This window comes from Parahoeflea alexandrii (assembly GCF_027214025.1).
Taxonomy (GTDB): domain Bacteria; phylum Pseudomonadota; class Alphaproteobacteria; order Rhizobiales; family Rhizobiaceae; genus Hoeflea; species Hoeflea alexandrii_A.
Window position 1 is genome coordinate 366885 of record NZ_JAPWHB010000001.1, and the last position, 16760, is coordinate 383644.

The 16760-nt window shown below is 61.2% G+C and carries 18 protein-coding genes; 9 read left to right on the top strand and 9 right to left on the bottom strand.

Annotated elements, in window-relative coordinates; all coding sequences use genetic code 11:
• The first annotated feature begins 50 nt into the window (after positions 1 to 50).
• The 3 genes from O4H62_RS01725 to O4H62_RS01735 all read left to right on the top strand — a co-directional run bounded on the left by O4H62_RS01725 (position 51) and on the right by O4H62_RS01735 (position 2427).
• Positions 51 to 1313: a GNAT family N-acetyltransferase gene (locus tag O4H62_RS01725; protein ID WP_269385423.1), complete on the top strand. Its 1263-nt coding sequence runs from the start codon at positions 51 to 53 to the stop codon at positions 1311 to 1313.
• A gap of 72 nt (positions 1314 to 1385) precedes the next feature.
• Positions 1386 to 1814: an HIT family protein gene (locus O4H62_RS01730; RefSeq protein ID WP_269385424.1), complete on the top strand. Its 429-nt coding sequence runs from the start codon at positions 1386 to 1388 to the stop codon at positions 1812 to 1814.
• A gap of 121 nt (positions 1815 to 1935) precedes the next feature.
• Entirely contained in the window at positions 1936 to 2427 is a 492-nt protein-coding gene (locus O4H62_RS01735) for a hypothetical protein (RefSeq protein WP_269385425.1), read from the top strand.
• A gap of 35 nt (positions 2428 to 2462) precedes the next feature.
• Here the strand turns inward: O4H62_RS01735 and O4H62_RS01740 are convergent, their stop codons facing one another.
• From O4H62_RS01740 to O4H62_RS01760, 5 genes are all read right to left on the bottom strand, one after another.
• On the bottom strand, positions 2463 to 2813 hold the full coding sequence (locus O4H62_RS01740; protein WP_430538382.1) for an AzlD domain-containing protein: 351 nt from the start codon (positions 2811 to 2813) through the stop codon (positions 2463 to 2465).
• On the bottom strand, positions 2813 to 3541 hold the full coding sequence (locus O4H62_RS01745) for an AzlC family ABC transporter permease (RefSeq protein WP_269385427.1): 729 nt from the start codon (positions 3539 to 3541) through the stop codon (positions 2813 to 2815). Before O4H62_RS01745 ends, O4H62_RS01740 begins: the two co-directional genes overlap by 1 nt.
• Positions 3542 to 3680: 139 nt before the next feature.
• A complete protein-coding gene (gene clpA / locus O4H62_RS01750; RefSeq protein ID WP_269385428.1) occupies positions 3681 to 6224 on the bottom strand; it encodes an ATP-dependent Clp protease ATP-binding subunit ClpA in 2544 nt (847 codons plus the stop codon).
• 10 nt (positions 6225 to 6234) lie between these two features.
• Positions 6235 to 6582 carry an ATP-dependent Clp protease adapter ClpS gene (gene clpS, locus O4H62_RS01755; protein ID WP_269386266.1) on the bottom strand — a complete coding sequence of 116 codons (348 nt, stop codon included), beginning with the start codon at positions 6580 to 6582 and terminating at the stop codon, positions 6235 to 6237.
• 232 nt (positions 6583 to 6814) lie between these two features.
• Positions 6815 to 7144 carry a phasin family protein gene (locus tag O4H62_RS01760; RefSeq protein WP_269385429.1) on the bottom strand — a complete coding sequence of 110 codons (330 nt, stop codon included), beginning with the start codon at positions 7142 to 7144 and terminating at the stop codon, positions 6815 to 6817.
• Between the two features lie 347 nt (positions 7145 to 7491).
• Between O4H62_RS01760 and O4H62_RS01765 the strand changes: the two genes are divergently transcribed.
• Positions 7492 to 8832, top strand: a complete 1341-nt coding sequence (locus O4H62_RS01765; protein WP_269386267.1) for a D-alanyl-D-alanine carboxypeptidase — start codon at positions 7492 to 7494, stop codon at positions 8830 to 8832.
• Between the two features lie 81 nt (positions 8833 to 8913).
• Here O4H62_RS01765 and O4H62_RS01770 read toward each other — a convergent pair whose 3' ends face one another.
• Positions 8914 to 9030 (bottom strand): hypothetical protein, encoded by a 117-nt coding sequence (locus O4H62_RS01770; protein ID WP_244577966.1) that lies wholly within the window; start codon positions 9028 to 9030, stop codon positions 8914 to 8916.
• Between O4H62_RS01770 and O4H62_RS01775 the strand changes: the two genes are divergently transcribed.
• On the top strand, positions 8986 to 9189 hold the full coding sequence (locus tag O4H62_RS01775) for a hypothetical protein (protein WP_269386268.1): 204 nt from the start codon (positions 8986 to 8988) through the stop codon (positions 9187 to 9189). The two genes, O4H62_RS01770 and O4H62_RS01775, sit on opposite strands and share 45 nt — an antisense overlap.
• Positions 9190 to 9605: 416 nt before the next feature.
• Here the strand turns inward: O4H62_RS01775 and O4H62_RS01780 are convergent, their stop codons facing one another.
• From O4H62_RS01780 to O4H62_RS01790, 3 genes are all read right to left on the bottom strand, one after another.
• Positions 9606 to 10400, bottom strand: a complete 795-nt coding sequence (locus O4H62_RS01780) for a VWA domain-containing protein (protein WP_269385430.1) — start codon at positions 10398 to 10400, stop codon at positions 9606 to 9608.
• 91 nt (positions 10401 to 10491) lie between these two features.
• Entirely contained in the window at positions 10492 to 10929 is a 438-nt protein-coding gene (locus O4H62_RS01785; RefSeq protein ID WP_269385431.1) for a DUF1489 family protein, read from the bottom strand.
• Between the two features lie 122 nt (positions 10930 to 11051).
• Positions 11052 to 12452, bottom strand: a complete 1401-nt coding sequence (locus tag O4H62_RS01790; RefSeq protein ID WP_269385432.1) for an L-serine ammonia-lyase — start codon at positions 12450 to 12452, stop codon at positions 11052 to 11054.
• A 660-nt stretch (positions 12453 to 13112) separates the two neighbouring features.
• On the opposite strand from O4H62_RS01790, the gene O4H62_RS01795 reads away from it, so the two are divergent.
• The 4 genes from O4H62_RS01795 (at position 13113) to O4H62_RS01810 (ending at position 16740) form a co-directional block, all read left to right on the top strand.
• Positions 13113 to 14762, top strand: coding sequence for a TIR domain-containing protein (locus tag O4H62_RS01795; protein WP_269385433.1), 1650 nt, complete (start codon positions 13113 to 13115; stop codon positions 14760 to 14762).
• 72 nt (positions 14763 to 14834) lie between these two features.
• Positions 14835 to 15530: a DUF599 domain-containing protein gene (locus O4H62_RS01800; protein ID WP_269385434.1), complete on the top strand. Its 696-nt coding sequence runs from the start codon at positions 14835 to 14837 to the stop codon at positions 15528 to 15530.
• A complete protein-coding gene (locus O4H62_RS01805; protein ID WP_269385435.1) occupies positions 15527 to 15826 on the top strand; it encodes a DUF3253 domain-containing protein in 300 nt (99 codons plus the stop codon). The genes O4H62_RS01800 and O4H62_RS01805 overlap by 4 nt, the downstream gene beginning before the upstream one ends.
• 8 nt (positions 15827 to 15834) lie before the next feature.
• The gene (locus tag O4H62_RS01810; RefSeq protein WP_269385436.1) at positions 15835 to 16740 is read left to right on the top strand and encodes a DMT family transporter; all 906 of its coding nucleotides are present in this window, start codon (positions 15835 to 15837) and stop codon (positions 16738 to 16740) included.
• The last annotated feature ends 20 nt before the right edge of the window (positions 16741 to 16760 follow it).

Here is a 16760-nt window from a genome sequence, read left to right on the forward strand (position 1 = left end):
TTGAAGGGCATGATTGCATCGGGCGGAAGCCCCGCGCCGGACGGAGTAGCATGAGCACTGAAGATACGGACCACACGCTGTCGACGATCGAGGGCATGACGGCGGTGACGGCCGAGGAATGGAGCCGTCTCGGCGGGGCTTCGCGCCGTTCACAAACTGAATCAACGGGCTCGGAAAATGAGTCCGGAATTGCTTATAACCCATTCGTCAGCCACGCTTTTTTGTCGTCGCTCGAGGAGTCCGGGTCGGTTTCGGCGCAGACCGGCTGGCTGCCGCGTCACATCGTGTTGCGTGGGCCCGACGGATCGCTCGAAGGGGCGATGCCGGCCTATATCAAGAGCCATTCGATGGGCGAGTATGTGTTCGATCATGCCTGGGCCGACGCCTTCGAGCGGGCCGGCGGGCGATACTATCCGAAGCTGCAATGTTCAGCGCCTTTCACGCCGGCGACCGGTCCTCGCCTCATGGTCCGTCCGGGCCCGGGAGAGGAGAGCCGCAGGCGGGCGCTGGCCGCGGGCGGACGCTCGCTGTGCACCCAGCTCGGCCTGTCTTCCGTGCACGCCACCTTCGTGCGCGAAGCGGAGATCGCCGCTTTCGAGGCAGAGGGCTATCTGCACCGGACCGACCAGCAGTTCCATTTCCGCAACACCGGCTACGGCAGCTATGATGACTTCCTCGGCACGCTGGCATCGCGCAAGCGCAAGCAGCTCAGGAAGGAACGCAAGACGGCGCTCGAAAACGGCATCACCATCGAGTGGCTGACCGGCGCGGACCTGACCGAAAGCGTCTGGGATACGTTCTATGACTTCTACATCGATACGGGGGGCCGCAAGTGGGGCCGGCCCTACCTGACACGAAAATTCTTCTCGCTGATCGGCGAGCGCATGGCCGAGGACGTGCTTCTGGTGATGGCGCGGCGCGGGGGCCGGTTCATTGCCGGCGCCATCAACTTCATCGGCGACGACTGTCTCTACGGCCGGCACTGGGGCTGCGTCGAGGATCATCCGTTCCTGCATTTCGAGGTCTGCTACCACCAGGCGATCGACTTCGCCATCGCCAAGGGTCTGGCGCGGGTCGAGGCCGGCGCGCAGGGCGAGCACAAGCTGGCGCGCGGTTATCTGCCGGCCACCACCCATTCGGCGCATTATATCGACCACCCCGGACTCCGCCGTGCGGTCGCCGATTACCTCGAGCGAGAACGGCGCGATGTCGCCCATATCGGCGAGGTGCTGAGCGAGCATGGCCCGTTCCGCAAGGGCGGCGGTCAAGTCAGCAGTCAAGGCGGCGGGCAAGGGCATGATGCGGATGAATGAGCGGACCACGCGCTTGACCCGCGTTCCGGGCCGGGTACAAACGAGATCACCTGATCAAACGGAGACCTGCCGATGACCGCGCCCCATTATGACGACAGCAACGTGTTTGCGAAAATCCTGCGCGGCGAACTGCCGGCCGAGCGTCTTTACGAGGACGAGTACACGCTGGCGATCATGGACATCATGCCGCGTGGGCCCGGACACTGCCTGGTCATTCCGAAGGCCCCTGCCCGCAACATTTTCGACGTCGAAGCCGATAGCCTGTCCCAGGTGATGGCGACGACGCAGAAGATGGCGCGCGCGGTGGTCAGGGCGTTTGGCGCAGATGGGGTGACGATCCAGCAGTTCAACGAAAGTGCGGGCGGCCAGGTGGTGTTTCACCTGCACGTGCATGTGATCCCGCGCTTCGAAGGCTTGGCGCTGAAGCCACATACCGGCACGATGGAAGACGCGGGCGTGCTCAAGGCCAATGCGGAGAAGATCCGCGCGGCGCTGGACTGAAGAGACACCCGTCGCCTTCAGCGAACGTACCTCTTTGGGCTCGATCCTTTGAATAGCGACGCCATGTTTTCGCGGCATTTGCGGGGCAAGCCCGTTTCATATTTGAATTGAAGAGGTTTTCATGCAGGCAGCTCTTATCATCATGACGATCCTCGGCTGTGACGACACGGCCACCCAGTGCCACTTCGTCGAGATGATCGACGAACGCTGGGCCACGGTCCAGGCCTGTGATGCGGGATCCGAAGACCGGCTGAAGAACTATTCCAACCTCGATTACCCGGTGGTGGTGGCGGTCTGCCAGACCCCGGGAGACGCCGGCCTGGGCGAGCTGGCCGGCGAGCCGGCGGCTCCTGCCGCCGTCGCCACGGCCGCTCCGGAGATTGCCCAGCCGGCATCGGATACGCCGGTGCCGAAGGTCGACATCCCAGCTGCGTCAGCGACCGACGTTACGGAGAGCGCGCAAACGGCGACTGACCCCGGCTTCGCGGCGTGGGTGTTGCAGCGGTTCGCAGACGCGCTTCCCGAGGCCAAGGACCTCAGGGCGCTGGTCAGCGAGCCGGTTCACGTGGTCACCGACAGCTATTCCTGGGTGGCAAAACGTTTCGAGAAGTAGCTGCGAAGTCTGCCGGCCGATCCGGCCGGGACCGCTCAGCCGAGAAGCAGTTGCCCGCCGATCAGCAGGGCGAGCGCTACCAGGATTCCGATCCAGATCCGTTTACCGAAGATCAGGAAAGCGGCAAAGCCTGCCGATGCCGCGATCAGGCGCAGCGCCACCGGGACATTTTTCAACTCTCCGGTCGGATAGAGAATGAGCTTGGCGATGACGGCGGCGAGCAGCGCGGTGGCGACGGCGCGGACCCATGTCAGCGCCGCCGAATCCTGTTTCAGCCGATTGCCGACCAGCACCCCCAGCCAGCGCCAGATGTCGGTCGCCAGCCAGCCGGCGACGGCGATGAACACGTAAGGCCACCACCAGGCGTCAAGGGCCGCGTAGCTCATCATTTGCCTGGCCTCCGCTTCCAGACACGGTCGACGAGAAAGGCCAGCGTGCCGCCCACGACACCCGCATAGAGAATGTCGAATTCCGGCGCGACCTGGTGAAACACAGGCCCGAGCGCAAGGCCGACGATCATGGCGATGTGTCCTGCCCGGTCGCGGGTCGAGGCCCAGATCGAGGTCAGGAAATAGACCGGGGTGAGGAAGAACAGCGCGCCGGCGACCATGGCCGGCAAATTGGCGACGGTCGAATAGATCACCGCGACCAGAACGATGTTGGCGGTGGTGACGGTTGTGCCGAAACCGGCAAAGAACGCAACACGGTGCTCGCGCGGCACATCGCGGATCCGCTCCATGGTGAAGACGTAGGCCGTGATCGCGATAAAATGCGACAACAGCAGCAGCAACCACGTGGGCGTCTTCTCGGTGCGGATCTCGGGAATCAGCGCGGCAACCATCGGCATCAGCCGGATCGACGACAGCGCCACGGTGATGAAGGCGGCGGGCAGCGAGACGCCGGCAAGAATGGAGCCCACCAGCAGCACCTTGGCCGGCAGCGCCCAGATCATGCCGGTCATGAACACGGTTTCGCCCAGCGGAATGCCCGCCTCGACGGCAAAGCCGCAGAAGCCGACAAAGGCGCTCATCAGGATGATGGCCGGCAATGAGGTAATGCCGCGCGCGCCCTTGAAAAACCAATGGATGCCGCGCTCGGCGGGCGGAGTGTTCATGAGGGTTTTGTGAGAGACTTTATGCAGCACTGCAACCGTTTTTCGCGCATGAGCATGATGCAATTTCTGCACGGCTGTGTGTCTCAACGCAAAACACCCCGGCATGACCGGGGTGTTTTGCGTGGGCGCATGGCGGCGCCTATTTCTTGCGCGGCACCTTGGGGACGGCGCTTGACGGCTTTTTCGGGGTGGGCTTTTCCGCCACCGCCGCCTTTGCCTCGGCCTTGGCCGGCGCTTCAGGTTCCGGCTTTTTGGCTTTCGACGGTCCCTTGCCGGCAGGCGGATTTCGCGTCGTTGTCTTTGCCGTCGCCGCGCCACCCTTCGCCTTGGCCGGCGCGCGCTTCTTGGCGGGCACCTTTTCCTTCTTCGGCTTGACCGGCGCTTCCGCCGGGATTGCCTCGAGGATCAGACCCTTGGCTCCGTTCTTGTCGCCCACGGTCACTTTCACCGTGCCGCCATGCTTGAGCTTGCCGAAGAGAAGCTCGTTGGCGAGCTCCTTCTTGATGTGCTCCTGGATCACCCGGCCCAGAGGCCGCGCGCCCATGCGCTCGTCATAGCCCTTGTCGGCGAGCCAGGCGACGGCGTCTTCTCCGAGATCGAAGGTGACGTTGCGCTCAGCCAGCTGGGCTTCAAGCTGCATGACGAATTTCTGCACCACCATGTGGATGACCTGCGTGGGCAGGCTTCCGAACGGGATGATGGCGTCGAGACGGTTGCGGAACTCCGGCGTGAACAGCCGGTTGATCGCCTCCATGTCGTCGCCTTCGCGCTTGGTGGAGCCAAAACCGATGGCGGCCTTGGCCATGTCGGAGGCACCCGCATTGGTGGTCATGATCAGGATGACATTGCGGAAGTCGATCTTCTTGCCGTTGTGATCGGTGAGCGAGCCATGGTCCATGACCTGCAACAGGATGTTGAACAGGTCCGGATGGGCCTTTTCGATCTCGTCAAGCAGCAGAACGCAGTAAGGATGCTGGTCGACGCCATCGGTGAGCAACCCGCCCTGGTCGAAGCCGACATAGCCCGGAGGCGCACCGATCAGGCGCGAAACCGTGTGCCGCTCCATGTATTCGGACATGTCGAAGCGCAGCAGCTCGACGCCGAGCGAAGACGCCAGTTGCTTGGCGACCTCGGTCTTGCCGACGCCGGTGGGACCGGAGAACAGGTAGGAGCCGATCGGCTTGTCGGGTTCGCGCAAGCCTGCACGCGCCAGACGGATCGCCGCGGTCAACGCATCGATGGCCGTATCCTGACCATAGACGACCGAGCGCAGCTCCTTGTCGAGATTGGCGAGAACGGTCTCGTCGTCCTTCGACACCGTCTTGGCCGGAATCCGGGCCATGGTGGCGATGGTGTTCTCGATCTCGACGTCGGTCAGCACCTTCTTGCGGCTCTTTTCCGGCAGCAGCATCTGGGCAGCACCCGATTCATCGATCACGTCGATCGCCTTGTCGGGCAGCTTGCGGTCGGTGATGTAGCGCGCCGACAATTCGACGGCGGCCTTGATGGCGTCATCGGTGTAGCCGACCTTGTGGTACTCCTCGAAATAGGGCTTTAGGCCCTTGAGGATCTCGATCGCATCGGGAATTGTCGGTTCGGCCACGTCGATCTTCTGGAACCGACGCACCAGCGCCCGGTCCTTCTCGAAGAACTGGCGGTATTCCTTGTAGGTGGTCGAACCGATGCAGCGGATCGCGCCTGACGACAGCGCCGGCTTGAGCAGGTTCGATGCATCCATGGCGCCGCCGGAAGTAGCGCCGGCGCCGATGACGGTGTGGATCTCGTCGATGAACAGCACCGCGCCCGGCAGGTCCTCGAGTTCCTTGACCACCTGCTTGAGGCGTTCCTCGAAATCACCGCGATAGCGGGTGCCGGCCAGCAGTGAGCCCATGTCGAGCGAATAGATCACCGCGTCAGCCAGCACGTCGGGCACGTCGCCCTCGACGATGCGCTTGGCCAGCCCCTCTGCGATGGCCGTCTTGCCGACGCCGGGATCGCCGACATAGAGCGGGTTGTTCTTGGACCTGCGGCAAAGGATCTGGATGGTGCGGTTGACCTCTTCCATGCGGCCGATCAGCGGATCGATCCGGCCGGTCTTGGCCTTTTCATTGAGATTGACGCAATAGGCGGTGAGCGCGTCCTGGCCCTTCTTCTTCGCACCCTCTTCGCCGGCCTGGTCGGATTTCGCCGCATCGGGTTCCGGCTCCTCGACGCCGCGGACCGGACGGCCTTCTTCGGCGCCCGGGCGCTTGGCGATGCCGTGCGAGATGAAGTTGACCGCGTCATAGCGGGTCATTTCCTGTTCCTGCAGGAAGTAGGCGGCATGGCTTTCGCGTTCGGCGAAGATCGCCACCAGCACATTGGCGCCGGTGACTTCTTCCCGGCCAGACGACTGCACATGGATCACCGCGCGCTGGATGACGCGCTGGAAACCCGACGTCGGCTTGGAATCCTCGTCATAGCCTGTGACCAGGTTGCCGAGTTCCTTGTCGACATAATCGCTCACCGTGCGGCGCAACTCGTCGATATCGACATTGCACGCGCCCATGACCGCCGCAGCATCCGGATCCTCGATCAACGCCAGCAACAAATGCTCGAGCGTGGCATATTCGTGATGCCGCTCGTTGGCATAGGTCAGCGCCTGATGGATCGCCTTTTCGAGACTGTTTGAAAAGCTAGGCAATTTCAGGTCCTCATTTCTTTTCCATCACGCATTGCAGCGGATGATGATTTTCGCGTGCAAAATCCATGACCTGGGTTACTTTGGTTTCAGCCACTTCGTAGGTGAACACACCGCATTCGCCGACGCCGTGATTGTGGACGTGCAGCATGATCCGGGTGGCCTGCTCGCGGTCCTTCTGAAAAAAGCGCTCAAGCACATGAATCACAAACTCCATCGGGGTGTAGTCGTCATTCAGAAGCAGCACGCGGTACAGGCTGGGCTTCTTGACCTGCGGCTTGGTGCGGGTGATGACCGATGTGCCTCTTTCGGACTCACCGTTGCCGGTTTTCTTGTCGGCCTGCAGGCGTATCGAATTCATGCTGTCATTCACTCTGGCCAGTTCCTGTCTATTGCGACCGGCGCGCACAAAACCGAAGCACCGGCATTGGCTCTAACTTAATCTTTCCTGCGGGGATTTTAAGCCCCCTTGAGCAACGAAGAAAGAGATTTCCGCGCCAGACCAATTCACGAAAAAACCCGGCCGCACTGTAATGCGACCGGGTTGGCAAGAATTCGCCCTTCCACCGAAGCCGGCGGACGGCAAACTGATATCAGGCGGCGACCTTGGCTGCGGCCTTTTCGAAAGGCTTGTAGGCTTCCTTGGCCATGTCAGCGTAGAGTTCGCTCATCTTGGTGGCCTGGGCAACAAACGTTTCGTAGGCGTTCTTGGCGTAGTCGGTCTGAATTTCGATGGCCTTGTCGAGGCTCTTGGCCGAAACCAGCTTCTCGACGACAGCTGCGCTGTCTTCATAGGACTTCTTGGAATATTCGGTCGCTTCAGCAGCGATCTGCTGGAAACCCTTGGTCATCGACGAAACCGTGGTCAGCATGCTGTCCATGGCTTCCTTGCTCATTTTCGAAGTGCTGTCAAAGTTCATCATGTCGGAATTCCCTGTCGTTGGAGACGTTGATGGCCCCAATTTAGGTGCAACGCACAATATTGTCAAGTTTATTGTGCATTGCACCAAAGTCTCGCATTCGGCGATTTCTCGCTTTGGAACACAGGATCCGCATGGTTCCGATCGACATCGGCACAGATCCCGGAAAGGAATAATTCATCATAAACGGATTGGTAACGACGCAGGGCTAAGATCGGACACAATGGCTGATCAAGGAGGGCGTCAGTCAGAAACCCTTTCACCTGCAAGTTCATGAGTGAGTTATCGTGTACCAGCGTAAATCCAGTTTCATCGACCGGTTTGCCGCCCTTTCCTCCTCCGCATTTCAACTGCTTGCCCTGATCGGCATCGCGTTGGTGCTGGGAAGCGCGCCTGCTGCCGCCAATCCGAAATACGCAGGCATCGTCGTCGACGCCAAGACCGGCAAGACGCTTTATGCCCACGACGCGGACGAACTGCGTTATCCGGCGTCGCTGACCAAGATGATGACGCTGTATCTGGTGTTCGAGGCGCTCGAACGCGGCAGCATCAAGCTCAACACGCGGATCAAGTTTTCGGCCAATGCCGCCAAGGAACCGCCCACCAAGCTCGGCGTCGGCGCAGGCAGGTCGGTCACCGTCGAGCAGGTGATCCTGGGCCTCGTGACCAAGTCGGCCAACGATGCCTCCACGGCGATCGCCGAACATCTGGGCGGTTCGGAATCCAAGTTCGCCGCGATGATGACGGCCAAGGCCCGTTCGCTGGGCATGTCGCGGACCACATTCCGCAATGCCCATGGCCTGCCCAACTCGGGCCAGACGACCACGGCGCGGGACATGGCAACCCTTGGCATTGCGTTGCGCGAGCATTTTCCGCGGCAATACAAGTATTTCGCGACCCGCTCCTTCACCTTCGGCAAGAGCCGTTTCGGCAATCACAACCGGTTGCTCGGCGTCGTGCGCGGCGTCGACGGCATCAAGACCGGCTACACCCGCGCCTCGGGCTTCAACCTGGTCTCGTCAGTGGTTGATCGCGACCGTTCGATTGTCGCCGTCGTGATGGGCGGGCGCACAGGCGCCAGCCGCAACGAGCAGATGAAGGACCTGATCGCCCGCTACCTGCCAAAGGCGTCAACGCGCGGCAGAGGCAATCTTATTGCCCGCGGCGCAGTGGCAAACACCGCGGCGGTGGCTGTCGCATCGCTGGAGCTGCCAAAAGTTGGTCCGGTGCCCCTGCAGCGCCACGAAACAAACCAGCGGCTGGCGATGGCCTATGCGGCGCCGACGCCTGAACCCGTCGTCGGACGCGCGGCGCTGGTCAATTCGCTGATCGCCCAGAAGGTGGCCATTCCGACCCCTGCCCCGGCCGTCGTTCCGCCGATGCCGGTGGAGACTGCCGCAAACGAGGCGGTCGATCCGGTGACCACCGCCTCGACAACCTCGATGAGCGGCTGGGTGATCCAGATCGGAGCCATGCCGGACCGCAATGCGGCGGTCGAACTGCTGGCGCGCGCCCAGGATGCCGGCGGACGCGCCCTGTCCGGCGCAGAGCCCTTCACCATGGCCTATGCTACGAACAACGAACAGCTTTACCGCGCGCGGTTTGGCGGCTTTGACGGGCAGTCCGCCGCCACCCGGGCCTGCAAGACACTCAAGAAGAAAGGCTATGCCTGTTGGGCAACGGCCAACTGACCCTCAGCGCTTGTTCAGCGCTGCGGCCGGATAGCCAGTTCCGGGGACATCCACGTTATTTGTACCGCGTATTCGGGGAATTCAGTCATGTCGACTCAAGAGAACAGCTTTGGCTTCGTTGATCCGGCCAGCAAGAAACGCAGAACCGCCCGCATCGGGATGCATCCGCTTCATGAGGCGGCGATGCGCCTCGCGGATCTCGGCTTCGCTCGCCCCAGGGCCAAGACCAAGGACCTCGTAGGCCTCCTTCTGTGTCATGGCGCCCGAGCCTTGAGAAGCTCCCAATCCCGCGTCGTCATCCATGTCAAGGCCGGCACGCCAGTTGGGCGTTCGGCGGTCAAGATACGCCTCCAGTAGGCCCAGGCTTTCGGGATCGCCTGCCAGCTCGGAATGCAATTGCATGAGATCGGCCTCGTCGATGTTGTCGAGTTCGCTCCCCTCGAAGCTGCCGGCCAGCACCAGGCCGTTCATTTCGCCGGTGTCGAGATCAAGTTCCATTTCCAGTGCCGCCGAGCGGACGTAGGAATGCCCGCCGGGCTGGCGGGTGGCGCGGGCAGCACCGCGGGCACGGGAGTACAATGCTACGGCAAAAGCCAGCAGCGGAATGCCGATGCTGGCGCGGCCGATCAGGGTCAGAACCCCGCCCAGGCCGGCGATTGCGACCGGAAGACCGTAGCGGAGCGCAGCGGCAAGCGCCGATGGCCTGACACTGAGCACGCCTGCCAGAACCGCCAGCAGGACCAGGGCTCCGCCGAAAAACACTGCAATTGCACTCATGAACGCTTGGGTCCTCCGCCCGTTGGTTTTCCTGCTGGTTTTCCTGACGGTTTTCCGGGCCCGAGTTGCTCGAGCAGCAGCCGTGCCGCCGATCCTCCGGATTTTTCCAGCGCCATCCGGCCACCGGTCGCATAGGTGGCGACGGCACGAAGCAGGGCCGCGAGTTCCGCCGCCGCGTTCTGGTCGAACCGGACATAGGCGCCACCGGTGACGCGGGCGATTTCGCGAAAGCCGATCGCCGCAGCCGCATCGTGACCTTCATGGAACATGAAACATGGCACCTTTCTCAGCGCCAGTTCTCCCGCCATCACAGCCAGCTTGTCGATGTCCTCTTCCATGGCATCGCCGATATAGACGAGCGCGCTGACAGGCTTTTGCTTCGCCTCGTCGGCGACATGGCGGAGCACGCGGCCGATTTGGGTCTGGCCCCCGCGGCAATCGATCCGCGTCATCAGGTCGGCCAGTTGCCGCGTGTCGCTGACCCAGCGCGAGGCCCGGCATTCGCCCAGTCCGCGGAAATAGACCAGCTGCACCGAGAGCGCGCCGGTCTTGCCCACGGCATCGAACATTTCGGCCTGCAGCTTGCAGGCGCTGTCCCATGTCGGCTGGCGGCTCATCGTGGCATCCAGCGCGAAGGCCAGGCGGCCGGAACCCGCGGTTACGGGAGCCACCGATTTCGCGGCAGACAGAAAGGCGGCAATCTCGGAGCTGGACGACACGGGTGCATCCCCGGAAAGCGCGGCACCGCGCTTCGACAAGGCTTTGTCAGATCCGGTCTTGTCTTTCGCCATGGTTCCCGCGCATCGGTTGGTCAGCTGCTGCATTCCGCATCAATGTGGCGCTTTATCCCGGCAACACAAGAGTATGGGACGCAGGTTTGGCTCACAGGAGCCCCAGGCCAGCCAGTTCGCGCCTGAGTTCGGGCGGAAGTTCGTCGTCCCCGGAGCCGGACACGCCAAGATCCGGGGGGGCGTCTTTCGGATCGAGATAGCGCCAGCCCTGGAACGGGCGGCGCGGCGCCCACGAGGTTTCGTGCAGAACCGGCTCGAGCACCAGATGACAGCGCGAAATGCCATCCGTGTCGACAAACGGCCGGATGTCGACGAGGCGCTGCCTCGCCTGGATATTGCCCTTGATCACCCAGTAGAGCGAGCCGCCATCGAGCAACTCGGCCATCCGCTTGGGTACCATGCGGGTTGTGTGAAACTGCTCGGGCACCTGCCCCGCCGCCTTCATCATCGCCAGGCGGCGCTGCATCCAGTCGCGCTGGTCCTCGATGCTTTCCGCGCCGACACAGAGTTTGAGAAGGTGAAGAGCCATGCCGCGATACATCGGGTGCAGATGGCCCGGGGTCAAGCCGCGCGCGCGTCAAACCCGGCGCCGTCCACAGGCTCAACGCCCGGCTTGGCTGGTGCGGCTCAGGCTGAAGCGCTCCGGGGAGCTCAGCACTCGACCACATTGACGGCGAGGCCGCCGGTCGAGGTTTCCTTGTAGCGCTCGTTCATGTCGAGGCCGGTCTGGCGCATGGTTTCGATGCAGGCGTCGAGCGGCACGAAATGGGTGCCGTCGCCCTTCATCGCCAGCGAGGCGGCGGTGACCGCCTTGACCGCGCCCAGCGCATTGCGCTCGATGCAGGGCACCTGGACCAGCCCGCCGACCGGATCGCAGGTCATGCCAAGATGGTGTTCAAGCGCGATTTCTGCCGCATTTTCAATTTGTTCCGGGGTGCCGCCCATCACAGCGGCCAGGCCCGCGGCGGACATTGCGGCGGCGGAACCGACCTCGCCCTGGCAACCGACCTCGGCCCCCGAGATCGAGGCATTGTGCTTGATGATGCCGCCGATCGCCGCGGCCGTGAGCAGATAGTCGCGGACGGCCTGCTGGTCGGCGCCGTCGTGAAATTGCAGCACATAGCGGATGGTCGCAGGGATAACGCCGGCTGCCCCGTTGGTCGGCGCGGTGACGACGCGGCCGCCCGAGGCGTTTTCCTCGTTCACCGCCATGGCGTAGACGCTGAGCCAGTCATTGGCGAGCAGCGGATTGCGCCGGTTCTGCCGCCATTCCTCCTGCAGCTTGTCGTGCAGGATGCGCGCCCGGCGCCGGACCTTGAGGCCGCCCGGCATGATGCCCTCGCCCGAAAGACCGCGGTCGATGCAGCCGCTCATGGCGCTCCAGATCCGGTCGAGGCCGGCGTCGAGCTCGTCGACCGACATGTGGGTTTGCTCGTTGGCGCGCTTCATCTGGGCGATGGTCAGACCGGAGCTTGCGGCCATCTCGAGCATCTGTTTGGCATTGCGGAAGGGATAGGGCACCGACTTGTCGACGGCCGCCTTCTTCGCCCCCTTCATGGCTTCAAGCTCGGTGTCGGAGACGACAAAGCCGCCGCCGACCGAATAGTAGATCCGGCGCAGCAGCATCATGCCGTCGCGGTCAAAAGCCGTAAACGTCATGCCGTTGGCATGGCCCGGCAAGGCCTGCTTCTTGTCGAACACCAGGTCCGTCTTCGGGTCGAAATGGTAGGCGGGATGGCCGGGTGGGGTGATCATCCGGCTTTGCTCGACGCCGGCGATGATCGCTTCCATCCGGTCCGGATCGACCTGATCGGGCAATTCGCCGGTCAGGCCGAGCACCACCGCCCTGCCCGTTCCGTGACCGATGCCGGTAAACGCCAGCGAACCGTGAAGACTGACCTTGATGGCGTCGACCTTGGCGCCGGCAGGACGCGGCCAGTCGGGACCGGCGATCTCGTCGAGAAAGCGCACGGCGGCGGACATCGGTCCCATGGTGTGGGAACTCGACGGACCAACGCCGATCTTGAAGACATCAAAGACAGAAAGAAACATGATTTGCGGCAGCTCCGGTGAGACCTCGCACATTACATGCGCGGCGCGGCGCTGACCGTCAATCCACCGACTTCCGATGCCGCTCCGGCGACAGGGCTTTTGCAAGACGCTTTCGGGTGGACAAAGAAAAGCAGCGCCGACCGGGTTGGTCAGGCGCTGCCCTTTTCAGATGACTTATTGTCAGATCCTACGTTTGCTCAGATGCCGCCAAAAAGGTAGGCCAGTGCAAGAATTCCTGAAAAACCGATCACTGCGCGGGCGGTAATGCCCCAGCAGGATTTCTGTACGGTCTCTTCCATGATCACTCCGGTTGTAGAACTGTCTGTCACGCCGCGTCATCCATCCGGACGCGCTCGGCGCAGGAGGGGGTGTTTAACGATCCGGTAATTTTTTCGCAACTGCAAAAAAGGCAAATCTGTGGCCGCATTTTCATATCAGCTCCACCATTCCTGCATGGCTCCATGATAAATCAAGGGTTTATGCCGGAACCCGCAAAATCGGACTGTGGATCCCGCCCACAGTTTGGCCATCGACATGAAGATTTGATTACAGTGCGGAGCCACAACAGAGGCTTTGCGTAGAGCCAAGGCCGTAGCATTCACGTTCTTGGAATCCGCCGCTAAAGGGTGCTACCACTTTTCTGTAATTCGAGGATTTGCTGTGAACGATAGGATTGATGTCTTTGTTAGTTATAAGCGGGAGGAGCGCGCTTTCGCGGATGCGGTGAAGGAAGCGCTAGTTGCCAAGGGCTATGTTGCCGTCTCGGACGTTAACCTCAGGAACGGCGACGATTTCGGCGATGCTATCGATCATATGCTCCGACAAGCGAAGTTGGTTTTGGTGCTTTGGACCGAAGCGGCAATCAAATCTGACTGGGTTCGCAAAGAAGCGCGACTCGCTGACAAGCTAAAGAAGTATCAAGGCGTTTGGTTGGTTGCAGACTGTCAGCCGCACGAACTGCTACCAGTTGACTTTTCCAGCCTTCACCTCTTGGACGCCAGTATGGCTGTAGAACCTGTATCAGTAATAGTAGAGTCAGTTACAGAGCGTATCGGCGTAGCCGCGAATACCGAGATTGTAGCACGCGCAGCATCAAAATCACTTAATGACGATCTTACCGTCTACCAAGCAGTCGAGACATTAGGAATAGTGGAGGCATATGAAGCTTACTTACGCAATTATCCTAATGGCCCCTTCACAGATGCTGCAAAACAAAAAATCCGTGACCTCACCAGCTGGCGTACCAATATCCGCCCCTACCTACCAAGCGTGGCGGGTTTATCGGTAGTCATAGGAGTTGCCGGGCTGCTAATAGGTTACATGCAGGTTCCTCCGGAAGCCCGCAGTATTGGGGTTTTCCAGGGAAACCAGCTTCAGAATATGGACCAACCTGAAGGTAAAATAGCTAGTAGGGAAGCCAACCCACAATTGCAATCAGAGGTCGAGACAGCTCTGGAGTCCGCCACCAAAGAGCGAGACGAAGCCGTGATCTCGGTTCGTAATATGGCCGTTGAGATAGAAGCGCTTAAGTCAAAAATTGAAAGACTTGAATACCTGAACGATACTCTCAGGTCTGACTGGGAGGCATCGATTGTTGATCGAAATAAGGCAATATTAGACAAGTCAGAAACAGAAACTAAGCTGAAAACCGTCTCTGAAGAACGTGATGCCGCGCAAATACTGACACAAAATTTACGCACGAGAGTAAATACGCTTGAGCAAAGTCTGAAAGAGAATTCTTCTCCGCCGCACGCAAACTCGGATATCGGCGAGCTGTCAAATACCGTCTTGACCTCAAGTGCAGGCACCGGAACTGAGTGCCTTGGACAGTCTGGTGAAATGGGCGTGCAAATCGCTGGAAACTGCCATGAGGCTGACAGTCAGGCAATTACCATTTCCGATCCAGCGACCGACGAAGCCGGATCATTGGACTATGTTGAATTGTCCAAACTCAAACAACTGCCAAATTTATCTCAGTTGGTTGTTTCCTCTGATACGATTAAAGACATCAGCCCCCTGATGGAGCTAAAATCTCTGACACTACTTAAACTTCATCTCAATCATGAAGCGAACTTAGAACCCCTATCGAGCCTTGAAAGGCTTCTAGCCCTGGACCTAGAGTCAACACCAGTCTCAGATATCGTCCCACTCTCCTCGATAAAAACATTACGAACTCTGAATCTCAAAGGCACAAATGCCACCAACCTCAGACCACTAAAGGCATTAAGCGAACTCATTCTCTTGGAGCTTCCGAACGGAAAAAAAATCCTCGGTAAGACCGACGTTCAAGCCTTCCTCCGAACGCTCTAGTTTCCTGATCACCTAAGCAAATCGCTGAACTGAGCCTTTGCGTCGGGCCGCGCTTCATGGCAAAACCGGTTCATGACAAATCTGGATTATCTGGCGGTCGTCTGGTTCGCCCTGTCGTGGTTCGTGTTTTCGCTGGCCTCGAACAATCACCTGCCGATCAAGCGGGTCAGCCTGACGACGGCGATGAACCAGCACCGCAAGAACTGGATGCACGTGGCGGCGCGGCGGGACCTCAGGATGATCGATACCGCCATCATGGCGGGGCTGCAGAACGGCACGGCTTTCTTCGCCTCGACCACGATCTTCGCCATCGGCGGCTGCTTCGCGCTGCTTGGCGCGACCGACCGGGTGATGGCGGTGGCCGACGACCTGCCGATTCCGCTGGTTGCCGATCCGGTGGCGTTCGAGCTCAAGGTGTTCGGACTGATCGCGATCTTTGCCTACGCGTTCTTCAAATTCGGCTGGTCCTACCGGCTGTTCAACTACTCCTCGATCCTGTTCGGCGCGATCCCGATGAAGGGCGACCTGCCGGAAGACCAAATCGAACTCGACGCCGCGGCCAACCGCGCCGCGTCGCTGAACGTGCTGGCCGGACGGCATTTCAATGCCGGGCTCAGGGCCATCTTCCTGTCGATCGGCTATCTGGGCTGGTTTGCCGGACCATTGGTGCTGATGGGAACGACCACGCTGGTGATCCTGGTGCTGCTCAGGCGGCAGTTCTTCTCCAATGCCCGCGACGCCATCCTCAAGGACACCATCATTTCGTGACACAGTCCCCATCCTTCAACAGGCAGGCGCTGCGCGCCGCCATCCTTGACCTGCTTGAAAGCCGCGAGGCGGGAAAAAGCATTTCTCCGACAGAGGCCGCCCGCGCGCTTGCCGGTTCGGATGAGCGCCAGTGGAGCCGGTTGATGAAGCCGTTGCGCGCGGTTGCGATCGAGATGGCCACAGCGGGTGAACTTGTCATCCTGCGCAAGGCCAGGCCGGTCGATCCGTCAGACTTCCGGGGTGTCTACCGCCTCGCCCTGCCCGGCGGCACACCAAGCGATGCCCACGACGCATGAGCACGCTCTTGCAACCGATCAGGGCCCCGACGCGGCTGGATCTGACGCTGATGGTGATGACCTCGTTGATCTGGGCCTCGGGGTTTATCGCCATCCGTGTCGCGGTTCCCGAGACCGGTCCGGTGTGGCTCGCGGCGATTCGCGTCGGCATCGGATTCCTGGTGCTGCTGCCCTACGCGATCTGGCGCGGCATGGTGTGGCCGGATGGCCGCGGCCAGTGGGGACTGATCGTCGGCATGGCGCTCCTGAATGTGGTTGTGCCGTTCATTCTCATCGCCTGGGCAGGCAAGACCATCGATGCCGGCGTGCTGGCGCTGCTGATGGGCACCGGCCCTTTCCTGGCGCTGATCGGCAGCCACCTGATGACAGACGACGACCGGCTGACGCCGCGCAAGCTGGTCTCGGTGCTGCTGGGCTTTTCTGGAATTGTCGTACTTGTCGGCCCGAGCATCTTTGCCGGGCTTGCCGGAGGTTCGCTGCCTGGCAAGCTCGCTGCGCTTAGTGCTTCTGTCTGCTACGTGATGGCCGGGCTCCTGATCCGGCGGATCACCATGCCGCCGGTGCGGCTTGCCTGCCTGGCGCTGGCGATCGGCACGGCGGTGCTGATCCCGCTGGCTCTGACGTTGGAAGGCCTGCTGTCGCCGGCGCTGTCGATACCGGCGATCGGATCGCTGATCTATCTTGGCCTGTTTCCCACGGGCATCGCCTATATCGTCCGCTTCACCCTGATCCGCGCCGTGGGCTATTCGCGCTTCTCGCTGTCGATCAACCTGGTTCCGGTGTTCGGGGTGGCCCTGGGGGTGCTCATTCTCGACGAGCCGCTGACGCTCAACCTTATCGCGGCCCTGGCGCTGGTGCTGGCAGGGCTGCTCGTCAGCAACGGCGGCAGAAAAATCCAGCCAGTTTCGCATTGAGCGGGCTCGCGGACTATTCA

Coding starts and splice junctions, on each gene's coding strand:
- O4H62_RS01725 (WP_269385423.1), top strand. CDS start 51: ATGAGCACTGAAGATACGGACCACACGCTGTCGACGATCGAGGGCATG.
- O4H62_RS01730 (WP_269385424.1), top strand. CDS start 1,386: ATGACCGCGCCCCATTATGACGACAGCAACGTGTTTGCGAAAATCCTG.
- O4H62_RS01735 (WP_269385425.1), top strand. CDS start 1,936: ATGCAGGCAGCTCTTATCATCATGACGATCCTCGGCTGTGACGACACG.
- O4H62_RS01740 (WP_430538382.1), bottom strand. CDS start 2,813: ATGAGCTACGCGGCCCTTGACGCCTGGTGGTGGCCTTACGTGTTCATC.
- O4H62_RS01745 (WP_269385427.1), bottom strand. CDS start 3,541: ATGAACACTCCGCCCGCCGAGCGCGGCATCCATTGGTTTTTCAAGGGC.
- clpS (WP_269386266.1), bottom strand. CDS start 6,582: ATGAATTCGATACGCCTGCAGGCCGACAAGAAAACCGGCAACGGTGAG.
- O4H62_RS01760 (WP_269385429.1), bottom strand. CDS start 7,144: ATGATGAACTTTGACAGCACTTCGAAAATGAGCAAGGAAGCCATGGAC.
- O4H62_RS01780 (WP_269385430.1), bottom strand. CDS start 10,400: ATGGCGAAAGACAAGACCGGATCTGACAAAGCCTTGTCGAAGCGCGGT.
- O4H62_RS01785 (WP_269385431.1), bottom strand. CDS start 10,929: ATGGCTCTTCACCTTCTCAAACTCTGTGTCGGCGCGGAAAGCATCGAG.
- O4H62_RS01790 (WP_269385432.1), bottom strand. CDS start 12,452: ATGTTTCTTTCTGTCTTTGATGTCTTCAAGATCGGCGTTGGTCCGTCG.
- O4H62_RS01800 (WP_269385434.1), top strand. CDS start 14,835: ATGACAAATCTGGATTATCTGGCGGTCGTCTGGTTCGCCCTGTCGTGG.